Source organism: Chitinophaga sancti (assembly GCF_034087045.1).
Taxonomy (GTDB): domain Bacteria; phylum Bacteroidota; class Bacteroidia; order Chitinophagales; family Chitinophagaceae; genus Chitinophaga; species Chitinophaga sancti_B.
This window is the reverse complement of sequence record NZ_CP139247.1, coordinates 2,675,230-2,698,547: the sequence shown is the minus strand read 5'-3', so window position 1 is coordinate 2,698,547 and position 23,318 is coordinate 2,675,230. Positions and strand designations below refer to the sequence as shown.

General features: G+C 44.1%; 15 protein-coding genes. 4 read left to right on the top strand and 11 right to left on the bottom strand.

Annotated elements, in window-relative coordinates; genetic code table 11:
• Window positions 1–78: 78 nt before the first annotated feature.
• The 6 genes from SIO70_RS11260 to SIO70_RS11235 form a co-directional block, all read right to left on the bottom strand.
• On the bottom strand, window positions 79–2,697 hold the full coding sequence (locus SIO70_RS11260) for a glycosyl hydrolase (RefSeq protein WP_320580961.1): 2,619 nt from the start codon (window positions 2,695–2,697) through the stop codon (window positions 79–81).
• Window positions 2,694–3,770, bottom strand: coding sequence for a Gfo/Idh/MocA family oxidoreductase (locus SIO70_RS11255; RefSeq protein ID WP_320580960.1), 1,077 nt, complete (start codon window positions 3,768–3,770; stop codon window positions 2,694–2,696). The genes SIO70_RS11260 and SIO70_RS11255 overlap by 4 nt, the downstream gene beginning before the upstream one ends.
• 14 nt (window positions 3,771–3,784) lie before the next feature.
• Entirely contained in the window at window positions 3,785–4,657 is an 873-nt protein-coding gene (locus SIO70_RS11250) for a YegJ family protein (RefSeq protein WP_320580959.1), read from the bottom strand.
• Between the two features lie 149 nt (window positions 4,658–4,806).
• Window positions 4,807–6,159, bottom strand: a complete 1,353-nt coding sequence (locus SIO70_RS11245) for an outer membrane beta-barrel protein (RefSeq protein ID WP_320580958.1) — start codon at window positions 6,157–6,159, stop codon at window positions 4,807–4,809.
• Between the two features lie 162 nt (window positions 6,160–6,321).
• Window positions 6,322–7,428, bottom strand: coding sequence for a hypothetical protein (locus tag SIO70_RS11240; protein WP_320580957.1), 1,107 nt, complete (start codon window positions 7,426–7,428; stop codon window positions 6,322–6,324).
• Entirely contained in the window at window positions 7,415–8,056 is a 642-nt protein-coding gene (locus SIO70_RS11235; protein ID WP_320580956.1) for an ABC transporter ATP-binding protein, read from the bottom strand. Before SIO70_RS11235 ends, SIO70_RS11240 begins: the two co-directional genes overlap by 14 nt.
• 466 nt (window positions 8,057–8,522) lie before the next feature.
• On the opposite strand from SIO70_RS11235, the gene SIO70_RS11230 reads away from it, so the two are divergent.
• Both SIO70_RS11230 and SIO70_RS11225 read left to right on the top strand, forming a co-directional pair.
• Window positions 8,523–9,494, top strand: coding sequence for a ribonucleoside-diphosphate reductase small subunit (locus SIO70_RS11230; RefSeq protein ID WP_183285645.1), 972 nt, complete (start codon window positions 8,523–8,525; stop codon window positions 9,492–9,494).
• Between the two features lie 105 nt (window positions 9,495–9,599).
• The gene (locus tag SIO70_RS11225; RefSeq protein WP_320580955.1) at window positions 9,600–12,002 is read left to right on the top strand and encodes a ribonucleoside-diphosphate reductase subunit alpha; all 2,403 of its coding nucleotides are present in this window, start codon (window positions 9,600–9,602) and stop codon (window positions 12,000–12,002) included.
• 55 nt (window positions 12,003–12,057) lie between these two features.
• On the opposite strand, the gene SIO70_RS11220 is transcribed toward SIO70_RS11225, so the two are convergent.
• A complete protein-coding gene (locus SIO70_RS11220; RefSeq protein WP_320580954.1) occupies window positions 12,058–12,645 on the bottom strand; it encodes an RNA methyltransferase in 588 nt (195 codons plus the stop codon).
• 102 nt (window positions 12,646–12,747) lie between these two features.
• Between SIO70_RS11220 and SIO70_RS11215 the strand changes: the two genes are divergently transcribed.
• Window positions 12,748–15,435: an AsmA-like C-terminal region-containing protein gene (locus SIO70_RS11215; RefSeq protein WP_320580953.1), complete on the top strand. Its 2,688-nt coding sequence runs from the start codon at window positions 12,748–12,750 to the stop codon at window positions 15,433–15,435.
• Between the two features lie 207 nt (window positions 15,436–15,642).
• A complete protein-coding gene (locus SIO70_RS11210; protein ID WP_320580952.1) occupies window positions 15,643–16,053 on the top strand; it encodes a hypothetical protein in 411 nt (136 codons plus the stop codon).
• Between the two features lie 60 nt (window positions 16,054–16,113).
• Here SIO70_RS11210 and SIO70_RS11205 read toward each other — a convergent pair whose 3' ends face one another.
• From SIO70_RS11205 to lipA, 4 genes are all read right to left on the bottom strand, one after another.
• Entirely contained in the window at window positions 16,114–19,290 is a 3,177-nt protein-coding gene (locus SIO70_RS11205) for a multidrug efflux RND transporter permease subunit (protein WP_320580951.1), read from the bottom strand.
• 38 nt (window positions 19,291–19,328) lie between these two features.
• Window positions 19,329–20,480 carry an efflux RND transporter periplasmic adaptor subunit gene (locus tag SIO70_RS11200; protein WP_320580950.1) on the bottom strand — a complete coding sequence of 384 codons (1,152 nt, stop codon included), beginning with the start codon at window positions 20,478–20,480 and terminating at the stop codon, window positions 19,329–19,331.
• 55 nt (window positions 20,481–20,535) lie between these two features.
• On the bottom strand, window positions 20,536–21,867 hold the full coding sequence (locus SIO70_RS11195; RefSeq protein WP_320580949.1) for a TolC family protein: 1,332 nt from the start codon (window positions 21,865–21,867) through the stop codon (window positions 20,536–20,538).
• A 478-nt stretch (window positions 21,868–22,345) separates the two neighbouring features.
• Entirely contained in the window at window positions 22,346–23,269 is a 924-nt protein-coding gene (gene lipA, locus SIO70_RS11190) for a lipoyl synthase (protein WP_320580948.1), read from the bottom strand.
• Between the last annotated feature and the right edge of the window lie 49 nt (window positions 23,270–23,318).

Genomic DNA, 23,318 nt, shown 5'->3' with positions numbered 1-23,318 from the left:
GGCTTGTACTTTTTTCTTAATCAACCAAATATAATAAATATGATGGAGTGTTGTCCAAAAAAAAATTAATGAATCACGCTATTGTTCAGTCAGGCGGCCAATTACCACTGGTCCCAGCAATCCAGCGGGGAGTAAATTCCACTCGGGTCGGATAAAGATATTAGTGTGAGTAATGCGTTGCGCCGCCGGCAATCCCCTGTCTCCGACAAGGCGGTTTCGCCAGCTGTTAATAACAATGATTTGCAGATTGTTTTTGCCTTTATTCAATTGTAGGGGTAGTCTGAAAGGAGGCGTCCATACGATGCCCAGGTCTTTTCCATTCAAATTCACCTGCGCAATGCCTACATCCTGTATATTGCCAAGATCAATATACATGGAATCTGTTGAGGTGCTATTCCAGTTAAACGACTGTTGATAAGTGGCAGCACCGGAATAATATTTCACAGCGGGATCTGTATGATTGGTCCAGCTTTCCAGTTTGGTGAATGTCTTTGCAGGCATGTCTTTGAATTGAACCTGCCAGGGGCTTTTTAAGGTGTCTTTTGGGATAAATACATAATTGTTCGTACCTGCTTTTCCATCTCCATGTACAGGCTTTCTGAAAACAACAAAATAAGCCCCATATGGCGCGAAATTCAACGGTATGGTAGTCATATCTCCTTTTTGTCTGAAAGTTGAAATCTGGTGTATTTCTCCCGTTACAGGATCCCAGTATTCTGGTTGTCTGCCAGTGATTCTAAAACTGGCTTGCACGTGTGTGGCCGTATCGGCGCTGTTGCTTACAAAATAATAATCAATGCTATCCTGCTGGTGATGGATCCAGTTAATATTTTCGCCAATAAAATCAGGGGTAAGTGATACATTGGTTTGCAATGCATTTACTTTCTGCTGCACAGCGGGAGATAATTTATAATCTGCCGGCACTACGAGCTTTCTGTATCGCATCCCACCCGGTAATACCAGCCAACCATTCTTTAACTCCAATTTCATCAGCTGTTCTTCATTGATCACATCATAATCATTGTAAGGCAATACATGTGCGGGATCGCTCTCTTTATTCCTTGCAATATTCGGTACGTGATCGCCATAGTAATACACAACATCTGCTACAAATCTTCCTTGCTGCATCATATATTGTACCCTTGCCATGTAATTAAAAAATGCATCTGCATATGGCCACCATGTAATATGCCGGTTAAAATGCGTACCTGCAAAATACTCCTGCCCCGGCTCTCCCATAGATGCAGGAGATGAAGTAAATGTATGGAGGAATACCAGGTTCAGGCCTGCACACACTTCATGGTCAAAGGAGCTTTTCAGATCATGCCAGATCACATCATTCCAGTGTTTCCCGATGGTGGTAAATGCTTCTGCGCCTACGAGCGTTTTATTGTAAATATGTGCCGCACTCGCAGCCTGCTTTACAAAAAACCGGCTATCCGGATCCGGCCGGTGTGCAGAAGGTGCCCAGAACTCACTCATCATGATGTCGCTATGTCCATAGTTTTTCAAACCATCAAAAAATCCAACATGCGGACCGGAACATTCAGGACCAATGCCCATGCCGTATTTTGCTGCATGCTCTTTGAATACTTTGTAATGATAATCAGACACCAGGTCACCGATCGTCTTTCTAAAATCATTCAGAAACTGATTACTGGAATCAGGGCTATCGATAATTTTCCCTGCTATTACAGGCAGGTAGGGCAACAGATCATAACCTCTGCGGGTCTGAAATTCCTTACGGAAATTTTCAGTCCAGTTAATGCCTCCCAGTTCCCAGCTATCCGTTTGTAAATAACGCAATGTCGTACCAGCATCTGCGCCAATCCCATCCAGCAGTGGTTTTACATGGGTATTCCAATATCTGTCAAAATGGTCTGCATTCATGTAGTCAATTACAAGGCCCTGCCATTTGCCACTGGCAGTAGAAATGTGTGCGCCATTATTGGTATAGCCAAAGCGCATGATCACCCATTTTCCTGCCGGCGCTTTCCATTTCAAGCGTCCTGTATGATCTAAAAATGAAGAGATGTCAACTACTTCGGAATGATAAGCATTGGCTTTACTTACCACGTCATTCTTTAACAAATACCGGGTATCGGCAGCAGAAAAACCGGCTTCTTCAAAGGCTGCTTTCTTATGCAGGTCTTTCAGGGGATGAATACCAACTGTATCTCTCCATGGAAAAGCCAGTACGGCAATATCCCTGTAAAAACCTTGCCTGGCAGGAGGAGTAGCCAACTGTACCTGTATAATTTTATTGCCTGTCAAGGTGGTATCTGACCAGGTAATATGCTTCGTCGATTCCTGCGGAGTTACATCCGGCGCGCCCAGGTTCCAGCCGCTTTGAATATTCATACTTAGCTCCAATCCTAATCTGTGTGCTTCTTTTACAGCATGCTGAAACAAGGCCACCCATTCCGGAGAACCAAACATAGGTCCTTCAGGTACATTGCCATTATCCCTTTGATCCTGTCCACCAGCATCAACAATGCAGGCGCCACTGAAGCCTTTGGCTTTCATGGCTTCCAGATCGAGGGTAATGCTTTCTTTAGTCACATTGCCATTGAGCCACCACCACCAGCACCGGACACCGGCACTGGCAGGAGGATGGGCAAATAAAGCGGGGGTTATCTGTTGTGCAAAACTAAGCTGGCAAAGTAGCACCAGCAGCGGTATGAAGTAGCGTTTCATAGCGTTATTCTCTTTCCCTCCTTCGCCGACTTTCTCGCAGCCTCCAATATCTTTACTACAATCAGGTTATTATTCAGGGAAGAAAGATCATTACCCGGTTGTATCGTACCATTTAACACAGCTGCCAGGTAAGTGAGGTTATCGGTATATGCGGGTACAGGTACTGTGAGCGACTGTGTACTATCTTTTTGTCTTTGCTGCAGCTGATTGGCGTTCAGGGCATGTAAATAGCCACTCTTCCCAAATACCTCCCAGTCTTTGATACTAAAGGGCCAGTTCCAGCTGGCTTCAATAATACCTGTAGCTTCAGGGTATTCCAGTAGAATTGTGGCATCATCATCCACCTTGGGATACACTGATGGTTTGATATGGCGCGCCACCGCTGTAACAGCAATAGGTGCTTTGCCATCCATGAGCCATGTCATCAGGTTAGCGCCATAACAACCAAAATCTACGATTGCTCCTCCCCCGTTTTTCACAGGATCCGTCAACCAGTTGGTAAAATCCTTGCTACATCCGATTTCTATCGGACCTTCATGCCCATCATGCACGATCATTTTCCGTACAGGACCGATGGCATTTTTCTTCACTAGCCCATACACCTGCTGATTGGTGCTGTACCAGGTAGTTTCGTAATTGGTAAGCACAGGAATGTGGTATTTTTCCGCCAGCGCAGCTATGCGGGTGGCCTGTGCCACTGTGGTGGCAAGTGGCTTTTCTACCATCACAGGAATACCTTTTGGTGCACAGGCTTCTACGACCAATACATGCTCCGCCACCGGGTTGTAACCCAGTACAGCATCGGGATGCACTTTGGCCAACATGGCATCCAGACTTGGATAAAAAATGGAATCAGGCAGGTGGTAACTCCTTTTGTACCTTGCTACCAGTGCAGTATCTGCCTCTGCGATACCGGCTATGCGTACCTTACCTTCTTTGAACTGATGCATGAGCAAATGCACATGATCATGATTGAGACCTGCTACGCCCACATTGAGCAGCTGCTGGGCTGTAGACATACGCGTGGATAACAGTCCTATACATAACAGACTGTAACGGATTAACTGCTTCATAAAATGTTTGTTTATTACTCTGCAACATTCAACACTTTCCAACCATCTTCGTCCCTGAAGGTATACAATTGTTGGCGACTTTTTTCCCCATCAGGAAAAATACAAAATTCTGTAATAAGATAAAGGTTATCAGTAATTTTCGTTCTGGCAGGGAAAGCCCTGAGTAGGTTGTGGAATACAGGAAACCCTTTTTCTTCAAGGTTTTTGATAAAAGAAAGCCGGAGTACTTCGGCAGTAGCCTCGACGATCTCAGGACTATTGAACCTGTCATTCATTTTCCTGAGCAGCAATTTTGCTTCCTCATAAAAGTTTTTGCAGGATACAGCTTTTTCTATATCCTGTTCGTCATAGGCATCTTCCAGGCACAGGATCGCCCCTTCTGGTGTGGAAAAGTCATGGGTAAAATAATCAACTCCTTCATCAATAAACAAGCCCACCTGTCTGTCAAAATCCGCCACCTCATGATCCGGTAAACCCTCACGAATAGCGCGGATGGTATAGCCACCTATCAGACGGCCATTTTCAATGATCATCCAGTCGGTGATGAATTGCGGATCGATACCGATACGTTGATTGATGGATACAGAACTCACGTAAACAGGTTTGTTGCCAACCTCGCCATACAGGTTGCCTTCATCGTCAAAGCTGGGCGTAGTCAGCCATATATGCTCACGGCTGGTGCCATCATCGATGAGTACTTTTACTGAAAAGTATTGTTGTGCAGGTGTTGGCTCAGACAGGCTATCCTGAAAGTGATGCATGGTAGCCCTTGCTTTTTCTATTGCCCAGTTCATTCGCTCATCCGAATCCGGAACATGTACTACAGGTAGTTGCTCATTGGAAGCGAGTTCGCTACGCTTACCAAATAATCTGGAAAATAAACCCATTTATAATTTCAATTAAAGACATTGGTTGATCAGTCTCCCAAGTTTACGCACTCGAATTACGAATATAGTCAATTTGAAATTATAAATATCAATGAGGGTTGCCGGGTGGCAACCCTCATCCGGGTTCTCTTAGGAATATAAATGATTATTTACAGCCTGAATAATATTGCACAGATAATCCTGTCTTCTGATTTTACCAGGTCAGGACGCCAGTCCGCCGGCAATGGAGTAGTGGTATAACCTGTAGGAGAAGTTACTCCACCCTTGCCTGCGAAGTAAGGTACGCTCGCATGTCTGTGTACATACTCGATTCTGAAAGTCAGGTTTTGATTAGGCATCCAGTCAAGGTTTGTACTACAATCCCATGCGGCAAACTGATCGCCGGGATTTGCAGAGAAAGGATAAGCGCCTTCTGTTTTAGTAGGATCTGCCGGATCAGGTAGTGGGCTTGCCTGACCTGTAGGATACAGCACCAGGTACCGGCCAGGGTTTTTCATCACACCACCACCTATCGTCCATGCAAAATGATCATGGGCAAACCAGGTACGGTTATAGAACATAGCGCTTAAGAAATATTGCGCTGGTCCTTTAGTACTATCGCCATTGGAAAAACCATTCACACCACCACCTTTTTCAAAGCCAATATCACCGGTCATGGAGAAAGCCATTTTTGTTATACCGTTAGAATTTGGCTTGTTATAATATCTGTACAGAAAACTATTGTCAGAGTGGAAACGTTTACGGTCAGCAATCATGGCAGCATCAGAACCATAGTAGTTGTTGGTGATCAGTTTCACATTGTCATTTGGTGCATAGGTAATGTTAAAACCCAGCCCAGGCATGGCATTGAATTTACCATAACTCTGCCAGCCATTGATGAGCCAGGGCTCAATTTTCAGGTGTTTGGTGGGAAAGATCTGTACACGTACACCATTGAAAAACCAGGGGGTATTATCAGATGTAAAGCTGGCCTGATATTCCCAGTTTTCAACCTGGTAATAAGAGTTCAGACCGATATAAGACATGAACATACCGGCATCCACATTGATGCCATACCACTTGTTGAAGTGATACCCTGCATAAGCCTCGCTGATATATCGGTATGCATTGGCCAATTGATATTGTCCTCTGTACACACTATAATCATTACGTGGTACGACAATAGAACGGGTACCAAATTGAGTGATGATACGGCCTCTGGCCCCATTATAATTAAACTCACCGCCCAGTGCAGCACTGGATACCTCTACCTCATTGTTACGTGCCAGTGCAGTAGAACCCACTACAGTGTTGTCATTTGGATTATTGAAAGAATGTGTGTAGTTCACATCCAGCATCACGATGCCGGTCACATACTTTGATTGCAGGTTAGGTTGATCCCTTCTGTCATTCCCGTTTTGCCAGGTCATATCCATGCCGCTAAAAGGCACTTTGGTCGTATCAGGCGCCTGCGCGAATGTTTGGACAGATGCAAATAAAAGTACGCTTAAAAGGTTGTTCATTTTGTATAAGTTTATTCGATGCAGTATAATAGCCGAAAATTGTTCCGGTTCTGGCATGGAATACTCAAACGCTCTATTAACAGGCCTTTCAACAAAATGTTCATTTTTACGCACAAAAAAAAGTCTCTCATTTTGAGAGACTTTCTAAGAAAATGAGAAGGGTTACTGTACTTCTGCCAGCGGCGGTTCGTACTTATAATACCGTATACTGAATATTGTATAGGCCAGCACCTGCAATGCAATGACAAGGTACCAGTACCAATAACCTAATATCATGAACAAGGCGACTACTACTGAAATCAGTACCCAGCGAAAATATTTATCCTGGTCCAGTTTTGAAAAATATAACAACTTTCTCCACATCACCAACATCGAAACACTCAGGCAGATAAACAACAATTGATCTAATGGACCAGCTACCTGGTAAGTTCTCACTGCCAGGAAAATAAATTCAGGCAATAACAACACGAAATATGCTAACGATGTATGTCCATATCTTTTCCACAAGGGCAAAGGGAATTGTATAGTCATAGATAACTTCAGATCATCAAATTGCCTGTGATTAAACACCAGCACCGTATGTGCCAGTAATACCAGTAACAATCCTACCAGCATAAACCGCAATTCATATGGCTGTTCCATCAGTGAATACGTAACAATAATGATGAGCCCAGTCACCCCTTTGGTTATAAACAGTGAACGGCTGCCATTATTCAATAACTCATACACATAATATGCCCACAAGGGTTTAGTAAATAAGCGATTCAGTTTTTGCTGCCACCTGATAAAGATAGAAGTAGTACCCGGCCGTTTTATTCTATAATCATAGAAATACAATGGTATTACTGTCATCAGTAACTGAAATAATATGATAGTAACAGCAGCACCTATATGATTATCTTTCCATGCAATGCATACAGCAACTGCACTATATGCAAGTGCAGGAAAATACAGTGAGAAATGTATACGATACCAGGTGGTCCATTTACGTGTCCCATCCAGCACCCCCAGTGTTCCATACAGGTACAACGATTCTCTGGCACTTAATGTTTTCAAAACAAAAAATGCGCACTTCACATTGTACACAGCCCAGCCCAATAATACCAGGCACAGAAAATCTGCATTGCCGGTAAAACCCCTGATCAGCGCCAGGTGATACGAAGGCAACATATTGCCCGGTACTATTCCAAAAAAGAAATAAAATACCAGGAAAAAGATAGCCGCATTACTTGCATAAAAACGGGCTGTAAATATTTTAGATAACGCCATGAGCTGCTACAATATTTTTATCCTGGACCTGTAAGCGGATAGAACTGCCCGAAACTGGCTGATGTGAACTAATAATAAAAGTAACTCCAAACTTTGTATGGAATTCTTCCACAAGATGATTGATCAAAGGAACGGTTTGAACATCCAAAGTGATCAGCGGCTCATCGAGCAAAATAACCTTTGGCCTGCCAGCAAAAGCCAGTACCAGTGACAGCTTTTTCAACATACCACTGGAGTACCCGCTCACCGGTCTGTGAATAAACTCGTGGATACCTAATGAATGTATGATCTCATCCAGTTCTTTATATCCTTTGCCCTTGGTTTTCAGGTACAAACTCACCAGGTCTTTTCCTGTGAGGAAACCTGGATAAACAGGCTCAGCTTCTGCATAGTTCACCAGCCGTCTAAATTGTACAGGTTGCTGCTTTGCCTGCACGTTTTCCACACTGATTTCACCCTGACAAGGTATCAGAGCTGCCATTACTTTCATACTGGTAGTCTTGCCGGCTCCATTTCCCCCTAATAACCAATAGGTTCCATATTCTAATTGGAGATCAGGGATATTCAGAACTACATGATCTTCATAGGCTTTAATCACATTTTTTAAATGGAGTACGGGTGCCGACATAATGAATGATTATACTTTATGCTAATATTGCACAAATATCTTTTTTTATTTTACTGGTAGTAAATGAATTAACAAAAAATTGGTAAAATTTTAGCTCATTTTCCGGAAAAAAAACTGAATAATATCTAAATTATTTTCTATGTGCAAAACGATTGCGGATAGAATTAACATCCGCGAATTCCCCTGTCCTGCTTCATTCTATAATTACCCACACGTGTTTTCCACAGGTCGTTAATAACTTAAAATATAGCCAGCGAAGATCATCATTACATTTGTATAAGTTCATGGCGAAGTTGTGCCCCCGAGAAAACATTACCAGCGCAATCCACCTGTCCTGAACAAACCAGCGTATAATAAGGGTATTTCAGAAAAAGGGTTCATAGCAAATAAATTGGCGGGAACGTCTCCTTTCCGTAATGTCCTGGCATGTCTATATACGTTAACCATAATTAAATTAATTGAGTTGATGAACTACGAGAATGAACTCCTGTTGAAGGAAAATAAGGATCGCTTTGTATTGCTGCCTATCAATTATCCGGCTGTATGGGAAAAATACAAGAAGCACGAGGCCAGTTTCTGGACAGCTGAAGAAATAGATCTGAGTGGGGACCTGAAAGACTGGGCTAATCTGAATGATGGTGAACGTCACTTTATTACACACGTACTCGCATTTTTTGCTGCCAGCGATGGCATTGTAAATGAAAATCTGGCTGTTAACTTCATGAGTGAAGTGCAATTACCAGAAGCCCGATGTTTTTATGGCTTTCAGATCATGATGGAAAACATCCATTCTGAAACGTACGCATTACTGATCGATACTTATGTAAAAGATCCGGTTGAAAAAGACCGCCTGTTCCATGCCATCGACACCGTACCCGCTGTAAAGAAAAAAGCAGAGTGGGCACTGCGCTGGATTGAGAATGGCAACTTTGCAGAACGCCTCGTAGCATTTGCTGCGGTAGAAGGTATCTTTTTCTCCGGTAGCTTCTGTTCTATCTTCTGGCTCAAGAAAAGAGGATTGATGCCAGGGTTGACATTCTCCAATGAATTGATTAGCCGTGATGAAGGATTGCATTGTGAATTTGCTTGTTTGCTCTATAGTATGCTGGAACAAAAATTATCAGAAGAACAGGTTCACCATATTATATCCAACGCAGTAGAAATTGAAAAAGAATTTATTATCGATGCGTTGCCTGTAGCACTGATTGGCATGAACAGTAAGCTGATGGCCGAATACATTGAATTCGTAGCAGACCGCTGGTTATCAGAATTAGGTTATAGTAAAATATATAATACTGCAAATCCGTTTGATTTCATGGAGATGATTTCTCTTCAGGGTAAAACCAACTTCTTCGAAAAACGGGTGGGTGACTATCAGAAAGCTGGTGTAATGTCTGGAAAAGATACGCAGACTTTCAGCCTCGATGAAGATTTCTAATTAATTACCGGATTCATGTATAAAGGCATAATAATTGCAAGCTATAAGCTGACATTTTTTTGCCCACACATATTCGATTATACTAACCTTTAAATTCATTTAACCATGTTTGTAATTAAGCGCGACGGCCGCAAAGAAGCGGTAAAGTTTGACAAGATCACTGCCCGCGTTGAAAAGCTTTGTTATGGATTAAATGCGGATTATGTAGATGCCATCGACGTTGCCAAGAAAGTAATTCAAGGTTTATATGATGGAGTGAATACTACTGAGCTGGATAATCTGGCTGCAGAAACAGCCGCTTCGCTTACTACCAAACATCCCGATTACGCGCTGCTGGCTTCACGCATTGCAGTAAGTAACCTGCATAAAAATACAGTGAAATCATTCTCCCAGACAATGAAGAACCTGTATGATTATATCGATCCTAAAGTCGGCAAACCTGCACCACTGATCTCTGACGATGTGATGGAAATCATCAGTAAGAATGCAGAGATGCTCGACTCCAATATAATTTACGACCGAGATTTCGCATTCGATTATTTCGGTTTCAAAACACTGGAACGTTCTTACTTATTAAAGATAGACGGGAAAGTGGCGGAACGTCCACAACATATGTTGATGCGTGTGGCAGTTGGTATACACAAAGAGGATATCGACGCTGCTATCAAAACATATAACCTGATGAGCGAACGCTGGTTCACACATGCTACGCCTACCCTGTTCAATGCAGGTACGCCTAAGCCACAGATGTCCAGCTGCTTCCTGCTCACCATGCAGGACGATAGTATTGAAGGTATCTATGATACCCTCAAGCAAACTGCAAAGATCTCACAAAGTGCCGGCGGTATTGGTCTGAGCATTCACAACATCCGCGCTACAGGTTCATACATCAGTGGTACCAATGGTACTTCTAATGGTATCATTCCTATGCTCCGTGTGTTCAACGATACTGCACGTTATGTAGACCAGGGTGGTGGTAAGCGTAAAGGCGCTTTCGCAATCTACCTGGAACCATGGCATGCAGACATCTTCGAATTCCTTGATCTGCGCAAGAACCATGGTAAAGAAGAAATGCGTGCAAGAGATCTTTTCTATGCACTATGGGTGCCAGACCTGTTCATGAAACGTGTGGAAGAAAATGGCGACTGGAGCCTGTTCTGTCCTCACGAAGCACCAGGACTGCACGAGTGCTGGGGTGAAGCTTTCGAGAAATTATATACACAATACGAAAGCGAAAACCGCGCACGCAAAACTGTGAAAGCACAGGACCTGTGGTTCGCTATTCTCGATGCACAGATTGAAACCGGTAACCCTTACCTGCTGTATAAAGATGCTGCCAATAGCAAATCGAACCAGCAGAACCTGGGTACTATCAAGAGCTCGAACCTGTGTACAGAAATCATCGAATATACTGATGCCAACGAAGTAGCAGTATGTAACCTCGCTTCCCTGGCACTGCCTCGCTTTGTGATCGATGGTAAATTTGATCACCAGCGTTTATTTGATGTGACTTATCAGGTAGCGATCAACCTGAACCGCATCATAGATAATAACTTCTATCCGGTTGAACAGGCACGTAACTCCAACCTGCGTCACCGTCCTATCGGACTGGGTGTACAGGGTCTGGCAGATGCCTTTATCCTGATGCGTTATCCATTTGAAAGTGAAGAAGCTAAACAGCTGAATAAAGATATCTTTGAAACTATCTACTTTGCAGGCCTCACCGCTTCCAAAGATCTGGCTGTAAAAGAAGGCGCTTACGAAACCTTCCCAGGCTCACCTGCCTCAAAAGGTATTCTGCAGTTTGATATGTGGGGCGTAACACCTTCTGCACGCTGGGATTGGACTTCACTGAAAGCAGACATTAAAAAGCATGGTATCCGCAACTCCCTGTTGCTGGCGCCTATGCCTACTGCATCTACTTCTCAGATTCTTGGTAACAACGAATGTTTTGAACCATATACTTCCAATATCTACACCCGTCGTGTACTGAGTGGTGAATTTGTGGTAGTGAACAAACACCTGCTGAAAGATCTGGTAGAACTGGGCCTGTGGGATAATGATATGAAGAACAAGATCATTGCGGCAAACGGGTCTATCCAGAACATCCAGGAAATTCCAACTAACATCAAAGCGCTGTACAAAACTGTTTGGGAAATCAAACAACGTACAATCATCGATATGGCTGCAGATCGTGGTGCATTTATATGCCAGTCTCAGTCACTGAACCTGTTCGTAGATACTCCTTCTGCTGCGAAGCTGACATCTATGCACTTCCACTCATGGAAGAGAGGTTTGAAAACAGGTATGTATTATCTGCGTACACAGGCAGCTACACAGGCTGTACAGTTTACAGTAGAGAAACAGGGTGGTCAGAATATGGAGCCAGTGATTGCTGCTACAGCACCTGTTGGCGAAAAGAAAGTAGACCCGAAGTTAGATGAGGTGGAGATAATTGAAGGTGCAGTGTGCACCATGGAAGAGGGTTGTGTGACATGTAGTGCGTAATTCAAACGTCTTTAAAATAAAAAAGCTGTTGCGATTTGTAACAGCTTTTTTATTTTTATTCTTCTTCATATCCCCATTCATCTAGCAGGGTATTAAATTGTTCATCAGGTAAATTCCTTTTATCATAATGCCCAGCCAGCGTCTTTTGCCTCATGGCCTCATAGATACTCACCGCACACGCTACTGATACATTCAGGGAACGAATAATCCCCATTTGTGGAATAATAAAATTACCATCCGCAGCAGCCCTCAATTCCTCCGATACCCCTGTCTGCTCATTTCCAAATACCAACGCTACAGAACCCGTAAAATCAATATCATACAAACTTACTGCACCATGCGCCAGATGAGTCGTCATCAATTTATCATATCGCTGCCTTAATACTTTAATACATTCCCGTACATCGGTAAACTGATGAATTGTCAGCCATTTAACAGCACTGGACGAACTTTTAACACCCCATTTTTTCACCCTTGGCGCCTTGGTGGTCACCACATATATTTCCTGGATACCTACCGCATCGCAGGTACGCATTATTGCAGAAACATTGTGTGGATCTTCTATATTGTCCAGTACTACCGTAAGGCCAGCCTGGCGTCTATTCAGTACGAATAATAATCTTTCTCTACGTTCAGGCGTCATAATCAATTAGATATAAAATTTCAACAGCAAAATTAAGGTAATTTGAAGAATACGGTATTACTTGTTATCTTCAATCGGAATATATAAACCTATATCTGCCACATGTTAAAGAAGATCCTGAAAGTAACCGGTATATTGCTGTTCGTATTAATAGCTGCAGCAATTGCCATTCCTTTCCTGTTCAAGGGAAAGATTATGTCCATCGTAAAAACTGAATTGAATAAACAGTTGGAGGCGGACGTTGACTTCAAAGATGTTGATATCAGTCTGATCAGGCACTTCCCCCGCCTTGCGGTGGCATTGGAAGACCTGCAGGTAGTAAATCGCGCACCTTTTGTTGGCGATACCCTCATCTCCGTGAAAAAAATCGATGTGGCACTGAACCTGATGAGCGTAATCAAAGGCGAAACCTACGATATCTACAACATCAATATCGAGACGCCACGCATTCACGCCATCATCAACAAAGAAGGTAAAGCCAACTGGGACATTACCAAACCAGATACTGCACAGGCCAATCCAGCAGATACTGCTGCGACTAAGTTTTCTATGAGCCTGCAACAGTACAAAATCGAAGATGCGTATATCGAGTATACTGACCGCCAGGGAGATATGGGACTCATCATCGAAAACCTGGATCACTCAGGCAAAGGAGATTTCACACAGGATCTCTTTACCCTCAGTACGAGCACCGAAGCAGAAGCCATCACTTTCCGCTATGGCCTCATCCCCTACCTGCTGCGTACCCATACCAAAATGGATGCAGACATCAGGGTAGATAACAAAACCAGCACGTATACCATCCAGCAGGCTAAAGCCAGTCTGAATAACCTGCAGCTCACTGCACAGGGTTCTTTTACACTGGTAAATGATAGCACTTATGGCATGGACCTGAGCATGAAGGCACCTTCCACCCAGTTCAAAGACATCCTTTCACTGGTACCAGCCATCTTCATGACAGACTTTGATAAGATCAAAACTTCGGGTACTGCATCATTTGACGGCTTTGTAAAAGGTACTTACAGTGCTACACAGATGCCGGCATTTGGCCTCAACCTGAATGTAAAAGATGGATTCTTCCAATATCCTGATCTGCCAAAACCAGTAAAGAATATACAGATCGCCCTGAAGGTCAGCAATCCTGACGGTGTGCCTGATCATACGACTGTAGACATGCCATCTGCTCACCTGGATATGGACAATACCCCGCTGGACCTGCGCCTGCTGGTAAAAACGCCGGTATCTGATATGTATGTGGATGGTGCTGCCAAAGGTAGCCTGGACCTGTCTAAAGTAACCGAGTTTGTAAAACTGGAAGAAGGAACTGCACTCAGTGGTATCGTCGATGCAGACGTAAGTGCCAAAGGCAATATGAGCGCGATCGAAAAGCAACAATACGATCGTTTCTATGCAGCAGGCAGCATCCTGGTGACCAACCTCCTGTACCGAAGCAAAGACTATCCGGATGGCGTGAAGGTGAATAACCTCTCCATGAAATTCAATCCTAAGAATGTGACAATCGAATCATTCGATGGTCAGTACATGGGTACGAATTTCAAAGCCAATGGTGCGGTGAATAACATGCTGGCCTATGCTTTCAAAAACGAGCCATTGGATGGTAACCTGACTGTGAAAGCCGATCAGATCGATCTGGATAAATGGATGGGCACAGAAACAACGACTTCCACTACTACGGATACACTCAGCGCACCATTTGCCGTACCTGCAAACCTGAACCTGAGCCTGAACGCTACAGCAGATAAAGTACATTATGACAAACTAGACCTGACTAATGTAACCGGTGCACTGCTCGTAAAAGATCAAACCGTTACCATGCAACAGGTAAAAGCCAATGCTATGCAGGGTACTATGGAAGTAAATGGTACTTACAGCACCAAAACAAATCCCAATACACCTGATATCAGCATGGCTTACAATGTACAGCAGATAGATATTCAGCAGGCATTTAAATCCTTCAATACAGTACAGAAATTAATGCCGATCGCCCAATTTATTAGCGGTAAGGTCACTTCTCAATTGAGCCTGAAAGGGCAGCTGGGCAAAGATATGATGCCGGTAATGAGCAGCCTGAACGGGGATGGTAACCTGCTGGTACTGGAAGGCGCATTGCAGAAATTTGGTGTAGTAGACCAGTTGGCAAATACACTGAATGTAACTGCACTAAAAAACCTTTCACTGAAAGACCTGAAAACATACTTCTATTTTGAAGACGGAAGAGTGAAAATCAATCCTTTCACAGTGAATTTTAATGGTATGCACATGCAGGTTGGTGGTTCACATGGCTTTGACCAGTCACTGGATTATACTATGTTGATGACTCTGCCAAGAAGTGTGATTGGCAAACAGGGCGATGCCCTGATCACCAGCCTTGTCACCCAGGCCAGTAATAAAGGTATACCCGTAAACGTAAGTGATAGTATTCATTTGAATGTTTTATTGGGAGGAAATATTTTAAAACCAACATATAAAACTAACTTGCAGGAAACTACGGGTAATACGGTAAATAACCTGAAAGATCAAGCTGCTGGTTTAGTAAAAAATAAGGTAGATACAGTAAAAACAGCGATCACAGATACCTTACAATCCGTAAAGAAGCAGGCGGTGACCACCGTAAAAGAAGCAGCCAAAGAAGAGCTGACCAAGCAGCTGATGGGAGGAAAGAAGGATACAACGAGTGCTAATACTTCGAACAAAACGGAAGATTTGAAGAATGCTGGAAAAGAGGCGGTAAAGGGAATAGGTAACATTTTCAAGAAGAAAAATAACTAGGGGAACACATTATAATCATTTATATATACCTATAACGGGGATAATGGACCCTTGATCTAAATTTTTTTTGAGGTTTTTCTTATTTCACTAATTTGGACAACTTTTTGTCTGACATTTTTATCACCTTAGCAAAGCCGTGGAAAATTGCTTATTCTCCATCCTTTGAGTGGATGACATGTTAACTTGAGAGAAAACCTTAATAAGTATATGGAATACGAGCGTTACATATCAGATGGCCTAATCGAAAAACACTTCCTTGGATTTACCACCATGGAAGAGGAGGAAGACTTGCACATTCATTTGAACATTTTTCCTGAATTACATACTGAAATGGAAGAAGTAGAACGTCGTATGGAGCGGGCCGCATTTAAAGATGCACCAATGCCTCCAGCATATATCAAAACTGCTCTCATGCAGCGAATTGCACTGGAAGAGGCGGCCAGGCAAGCAAACGTGTCATCCCGTGCGCAAAGTAAGGTGTATACAGATGTGGAGCCACCAGCAAATAAAATAACTGTTCATATAGGATGGAAAATATTCCTGATATTCTTTCTATCCTCGATTGCCCTGTCCCTGTTAGCCATTTTGCTATACTACAGACAAGTGATTGGTAAGTAAAATGTTAAAGCCCGCTCAATTGAGCGGGCTTTTTTTATTTAGCTATCCGGCTATTTTTTCTTACACATCCATATGGTCCTGCATCACCTTGTAGCTATCCTGCATCTCTTTTAGCTTTTCCTTACCATAAGCCAGTCTTGTAATCGTTACAAACAACACTGGTACAATAAAGATTGCCAGGAAGGTAGCGGTAAACATACCACCCAATACAGTCCAGCCCATCGTCTTACGTGATTCCGCACCCGCACCAGTAGCCAGCACCAGCGGCAAAATACCCAACAGGAACGCCAGAGAAGTCATGATGATCGGACGCAGACGCAACTTCGCCGCTTCTACCGTTGCCGTTACCAGTTCCATCCCTCTATCTACACGCTCTTTCGCAAACTCCACAATCAGGATCGCATTTTTCGCCGACAAACCAATTAATGTGATCAAACCAATCTGTGCATATACGTTATTACTGATCTTTGGCAGGAAGGTAAGCGTGAGGATCGCACCAAACGCACCTATCGGCACCGCCAACAGTACGGAGAACGGTACAGACCAGCTCTCATACAACGCCGCCAGGAAGAGGAATACGAATACGATAGACAGTGCAAAGATGTACACCGTCTTACTACCAGACAACAACTCCTCACGGCTCAGACCAGAGAACTCATATCCATACCCTTCAGGCAATACCTGTGCAGCTACTTCTTTCAGTGCATTGATCGCATCACCACTACTATAACCAGGATTAGGAGCACCATTTATTTCCGCAGAACGGAACAGGTTATAGTGGGAGATTACCGGCGCAGTTTCTGTCACTTTATAATTAGTAACAGCACTCAATGGCACCATATCTCCGTTTGTATTCTTCACAAACATCTGGCTCAGATCCTTAATATCACCACGATAGCTGGAATCAGCCTGTGTGAGTACACGGAAGTTACGGCCGTATATGGTGAAGTCATTTACATAGGAGCTACCCATATAAGTGGACAACGCCGTAGCAATAGAAGAAATAGATACACCCATCTTCTTCGCTCTTTCACGGTCTATATCCAACTGATAACCCGGTGTACGTGCGGTAAAGAAGGAGAAGCCCCTTGCTATTTCCGGCCGTTGGTTAATCGCAGCAGTAAACTTCTGCAATACCCCTTCAAATGCCTTGATATCAGGATCACCACTACGTTGCTCCAGGATAAATGAGAAACCTGCTGTACTACCCAGCCCCGGAATAGCCGGTGGCTGAATTACTAAAACAGATGCCTGTTTCCAACGGGATAATTTTGCCTGTATGTTAGCTGCAATTGCCTGGATTTGGGTTTCCTTAGACTTTCTGTCATCCCATGGTTTCAGCTGTACGAAGATGGTCGCACTGTTTGACTTGGTCGCAAAGCTGATTACGTTCAAACCTCCCAATGCGGCATAGTGACCAATACCCGGTATACTATCCAAAGCATGCATCATACCCTGCAACGCTTCTACTGTACGCTCTGTAGAAGCTGATTCCGGCAGGTCAAAAGTGATATACAAACGGCCATCATCTTCTGTAGGAATGAACCCGGTAGACTTAGATCTGAACAACATGAACACACCTACGCAGATACACAGGAGGAGGATCATCACATATCTTGCCCAACGGATACTTTTCTTTACCCCCAGTGAATAACGGCTGGTCACGTGACCAAACCAGGTGTTGAAGCGATAGAATAATTTGTTGAGCCCTTTTGAATTCTTATCCAGGTGCATAGGACGCAGGATCAGCGTACACAATGCAGGTGTCAGAGACAACGCGATGAAAGCGGAGATCAGTACAGAGATCGCGATTGTGATCGCAAACTGCTGGTACAAACGACCTACGATACCAGGGATAAACCCTACTGGTACGAATACCGCTGCCAGGATTAACGCAATTGCGATAACCGGTCCGGAAATTTCTTTCATAGCCTGTATGGTGGCGTCTTTCGCTGACATCTGCTCATGGTCCATATTATGCTGGACCGCCTCCACCACCACGATGGCATCATCCACCACGATACCGATCGCCAGTACGAAACCGAACAGGGTCAGGGTATTGATGGTAAAGCCCAGTGGTATAAAGAAGATAAACGTAGCAATGATAGACACCGGAATCGCCAACACCGGAATGATGGTCGCCCTCCAGCTTTGCAGGAACAGGAACACCACGATCACTACCAGTAAAAGGGCCTCAAGCAGTGTTTCCACTACTTCGTGGATTGACACTTTTACCACAGATACTGATTCGAATGGTACTACATAATCCACATCCGCAGGGAAAGCTTTCTTCAGCTCTTCCATAGCGGTAGTCACATTCTCGGCAGTTTCGATCGCGTTACTACCTGGTGCCTGGTAAACCAGCAGGTAAGATGCTCTTTTACCATCTACAAAAGAGTTACCAGTATAGTTGAATTTACCCAGTTCTACGCGGGCTACATCTTTCAGGTACACGATACCACCGTTATTAGGTTGGGTCTTTATCACGATATTGCCAAACTCCTCGGTATTTGCCAGACGACCTTTTACAAAGATGTTGTACTCGTAAGTCTGACCAGCCTTTTGCGGAGGTGCACCTACTGAACCAGCTGCGATCTGCGCGTTCTGCTCTGTGATGGCAGCTTTCACTTCATCGGCAGATACGTTCATTTCAGCCAGCTTATCAGGCTTCAGCCACACACGCATACTAAAGTCATCCGCACGGGTGAAGATATCACCCACACCTTTTGCACGCAGCAAGGCATCTTTAATAAAAATGTTCGTATAGTTATCCAGGAAGGTTACATCGTGTGAACCCTTTGGAGAATATAATGCCACCAGCATCAGGATACTGGGGTTACGTTTTCTTACTGTAAGACCTAAACGTTGTACTTCCTGGGGCAGGGTTGGCTGAGCGATACCCACGCGGTTCTGTACATCCAGTGCCGCAATGTTGATATCAGTACCTACTTCAAAGTTTACAGTAAGGCTCATAGAACCACTGTTCGTACTGTTACTGGTCATGTAGGTCATACCAGGCGTACCATTCACCTGTACTTCCACAGGAGTCGCTACGGTCTGCTCAATGGTCTGGGCATCCGCACCAGTATATGTACCTGTTACCTGCACTGTAGGAGGTGAGATTTCGGGATACTGACCGATAGGCAGGTTGAGCATCGCCAATATCCCTACCAACACCAGTACGATAGAAATTACTATCGCGGTGACTGGTCTGCGTATAAAAGTATTTGCAATCATGATCTTCTTCTATTGATTCAAACTCAAACTGGTTATGATTATTTTTTAGGAGCCTGGCCCGGAGCCTGCTGTGTTTGTTTCGGTACACCTGAAGTGTCGATTGTACCACCATCACGTAAACGCTGGAAACCATCCGTCACTACCACTTCGCCTGATTTAAGACCATCTGTAACAACGATGAGGTCTCTCATTTTTGGGCCCAGGTGGATCTTACGTTGCTCTGCGATTGTATCTTTTGCTACAAATACAAAGAACTCACCCATCTGTTCTACTACAGCTCTGTAAGGAATGATCACGTTTTCACCACTCTGCGCATTCAATACCTGCAGTACCGCGCTCATACCATCTTTCAGCTCATCTTTTGGATTCGCGAATTCGATACGTACTTTGATGGTAGCAGTCTGGTTATCCACCCCACGGTCAACAGCGAGGATCTTACCCTTTTCAGAATATGCAGTACCCCCTGGCAGTGTAAGGCGGAAGGTAGAGTCACCAGGAGTGATGGTCTTACCCTGCATGGCAGAAAAGCGTGGAATATCAGTTTCGCTTACCACGAAATCAACCGCAATCGGGTTTTCGCTGGACATGGTGTTCAGCAATGTGGTTCCCTGGCTGATCTGTGCACCCAGCTTTACCTGGGAGATACCAATACGGCCAGTGAAAGGCGCTTTAATAATGGAGAAATCCAGGTCAGTGCGGGCAGAGGCCAATGCTGCTTCGGCGGCTGCTACGCTTGCACGGCTGGTTTCGAGTGTTGCATCAGCATTGTCCAGCGTCTGGCGGGCAATCGCATCCTGCTTAGCCAGTTCGTGGTAGCGGTCCGCATCTTTCTGTGCACGTACCAGGGTCGCTTTTGCACTAGCCAGGTTCGCTTCTGCCTGGCGAGCAGCAGCTTCATATTTACGACGGTCTATTTCATACAGGGCTTTTCCTTTCTGCACGACCTCCCCTTCTTTAAAAAAGATACCGGTGATATAACCACTTACCTGCGCACGCAGTTCCACCTGGTTGAGCGCCACCACTGTAGCCGGGTATTTATCATAATAAATAGCCTGTCCCATAGTAGCAGCCGTAACATTTACCTTGGTTGGAGGCATTACCATAGCACCTTTTTGTGCCGGACCTTTACAGGAAGCCAGAAAAAACATACCTGTAGCGCCAATGAGGAGAATGTGTTGCTTTGTTTTCATCTGAAAATATTTGTCCTTTCAATGACTGATTGTTGCAATCAGCCAGTTTTATCATTTATTGAATTGATGGTGTTAAAGTACCCAATGCCACTTCCAGGTCTATCTTGCTGGATAATACAGTGTACATAGCATTATAGTAGTTCAGCTCTGCTGAGCGGAGGTCTGTCTGGGCGGTGATTACTTCCAGGTAGGTCTTTATCCCCTCCCTGTATTGCAGATCGATCAGGTTGTATACCTCTTTGGCCAGATCCATGTTTTCCCTGAGCACGAAATATTCGTTCAGGTTACTCTTGTAAGAGGCCATTGCCTGGGTATATTGTGTATTGATCTGTTGCTTCAGTGATTCTACATCCCAGTCGGTACGCTTGATGTTCAGCTCAGCTATCTTGATATTATGGGTGCGTTTGAAACCCTGGAAGATAGGCATCGATACGGTAAGACCTACCAGGGAGTTAGGATAGTTATTGTTGTACAACTTCCCGAAATCCTTGTTGAAGTAGGCGAAGGTATAACTACCGGATGCCGATACAGTAGGGAGATAAGCCCATTTATTATAGCGTAGTTCTGCTTCCAGGAGTGAACGCTGGGTTTGCAGTAACTGGTACTCGATCCTGTTCTGGTAAGTAACGGTTGTGTTGGTATCCAGCTGTATGCTCTGCGCCATTTGGATGGTATCGTATTTCACATCCAGTACAGAGTCTGCCGGGAAGCCCATATACTGTTTCAGTAAAGCATTTTTGGCTTTCAGGGATTCTTCCCCTGTTTTCTTTTGCGCTTTGGCATTGTTCAGGGAAATAGTGGCTCTCTTGTAGTCGGTTTTGTCTACAATACCGCTTTGGTATTGATTGTAGGCATCTTTGAGGCTACGTTCCAGGCGCACGATATCCTCATCCAGCACGGCTACCTGCGCTTTGGTAAGCAGCATGTCGTAGTAAGCTTTGGATACATTGGATACCACATCGATCTGATTGCTGGTGGTATTTTGCACAGCCTGTTGACGTACAACCTTAGCTGTTCTGCTGGCCAGCAATACATCCCTGTTAAACAGGTTTTGTGTTAAAGTAAAGGCTGCAGAAGAGGTGTTCTCCACACCAGTGGTGATAGCGGCACCGTTAAAATAAGACGTCTGCAACTTCAGATAGTGGTTCAGGCCGGCGGCCAGATTCAACTGGGGATACCAGTCTGCCAGTTTGCTCTTGATGGTATGTTCCGCAATCTCCTGGTCCAGCAATGTTTGTTTCATCACTGGTTGGTGAATAAGCGCATACTGGATACAATCCTGTAGTGACGCTTTCGGCATGACGGAATCAGATACCTGCTGTGCAGAGGATGAGGTGCTAATAAGCCCCGCTCCCAACAAGGCGGTCAGATAAATTACTCTTTTCATAAAAGGTTTTGACAATCAGTTTCTTCTTTAGACCAATCGTAGAACAAAGCAATAATGCTGTATGTTCTTTGCTTGCGCAGTAATAATTAAGAATTTAAATAAGACACACAATACCGGCTAAGCACAGATCAATATGTACTAACAATCAAACAGGTAGGTTGCAGGTAATGTAGGTGTAAGCTGCGGTTCTGGTCGTATATATGGGCATATACCGGGAAATATCCGCATATTTCCCTGAAACAATTTGAAAAATGTGTTGCGAAGATAACTATTCAATTAAATTTTCTATCTCTATAAATCAACAGATTGTCTATTATTTTGACAACTGTTGAATTAGTTGGGATAGTAACTCAAGGTCTGCTGGTTATAAAATGCACTCCTATTTTTACAAATATATTCTAATCGCAATTGAGATGCGAAGATATGATGGAAATAAAAAAATCCATCACCGCTGATGGATTTTAATAAACTTGATCAGTTATTTATTTGGCCGCCCACTATGGATATGCTTCTCTGCATGGTAGGAGGATCTTACCAATGGTCCTGATTCAACATAATCGAGTCCCATTGCGTAACCGATCTCTCTGTACTCTGCAAACTCATCCGGGTGAACAAACCGTATTACAGGCAGATGTTTTGGTGTAGGCTGCAGGTATTGACCAAGGGTCACTACATCACAACCATTATCATACAGATCCTGCATCGCCTGGATCACTTCTTCTTTGGTTTCACCCAGACCCAGCATGATACCGCTCTTGGTACGCATACCTCCGTCTTTCAGACGGCGGATCACCTCGAGGCTTCTGTGGTATTTAGCCTGGATACGCACCTGTTTTGTCAGGCGCTCCACAGTTTCCAGGTTATGAGAAACTATCTCTGGTGCTACATCGATAATACGCTGCAGGTTTTCCCACTGGCCTCTGAAGTCAGGGATCAGGGTTTCCATAGTAGTTTCAGGGCTCAACGACCTTACAGCCTTGATGGTGTTGGCCCAGATGATGGAACCACCATCTTTCAGCTCATCCCTGTCTACGGAAGTGATCACAGCATGTTTCACCTTCATCAGAAAGATAGCTTCTGCCACACGCTGAGGCTCATCCCAGTCAACTGCTTCTGGTCTGCCAGTGGCTACGGCACAGAATCCGCAGCTACGTGTACATACATTTCCTAATATCATGAAGGTAGAAGTACCGGCTCCCCAGCATTCACCCATATTAGGGCAGTTTCCGCTTTCGCAGATAGTATGTAATTTATGGGTATCTACCAGGCTACGCACCTGTTTGTAGTTTTCTCCTATTGGTAATTTGACACGCAGCCAATCAGGTTTTTTAGTCCTGGGGGCAGGTGCAGCATCAGGTGCTGTACTGCAAGGTGTTGCGGTCGTGAGTATTGGTTCTTGCATCTCTGATCCTTTCTTTAAGATTACAAAAATAGTACTTCTTGAGGGAATC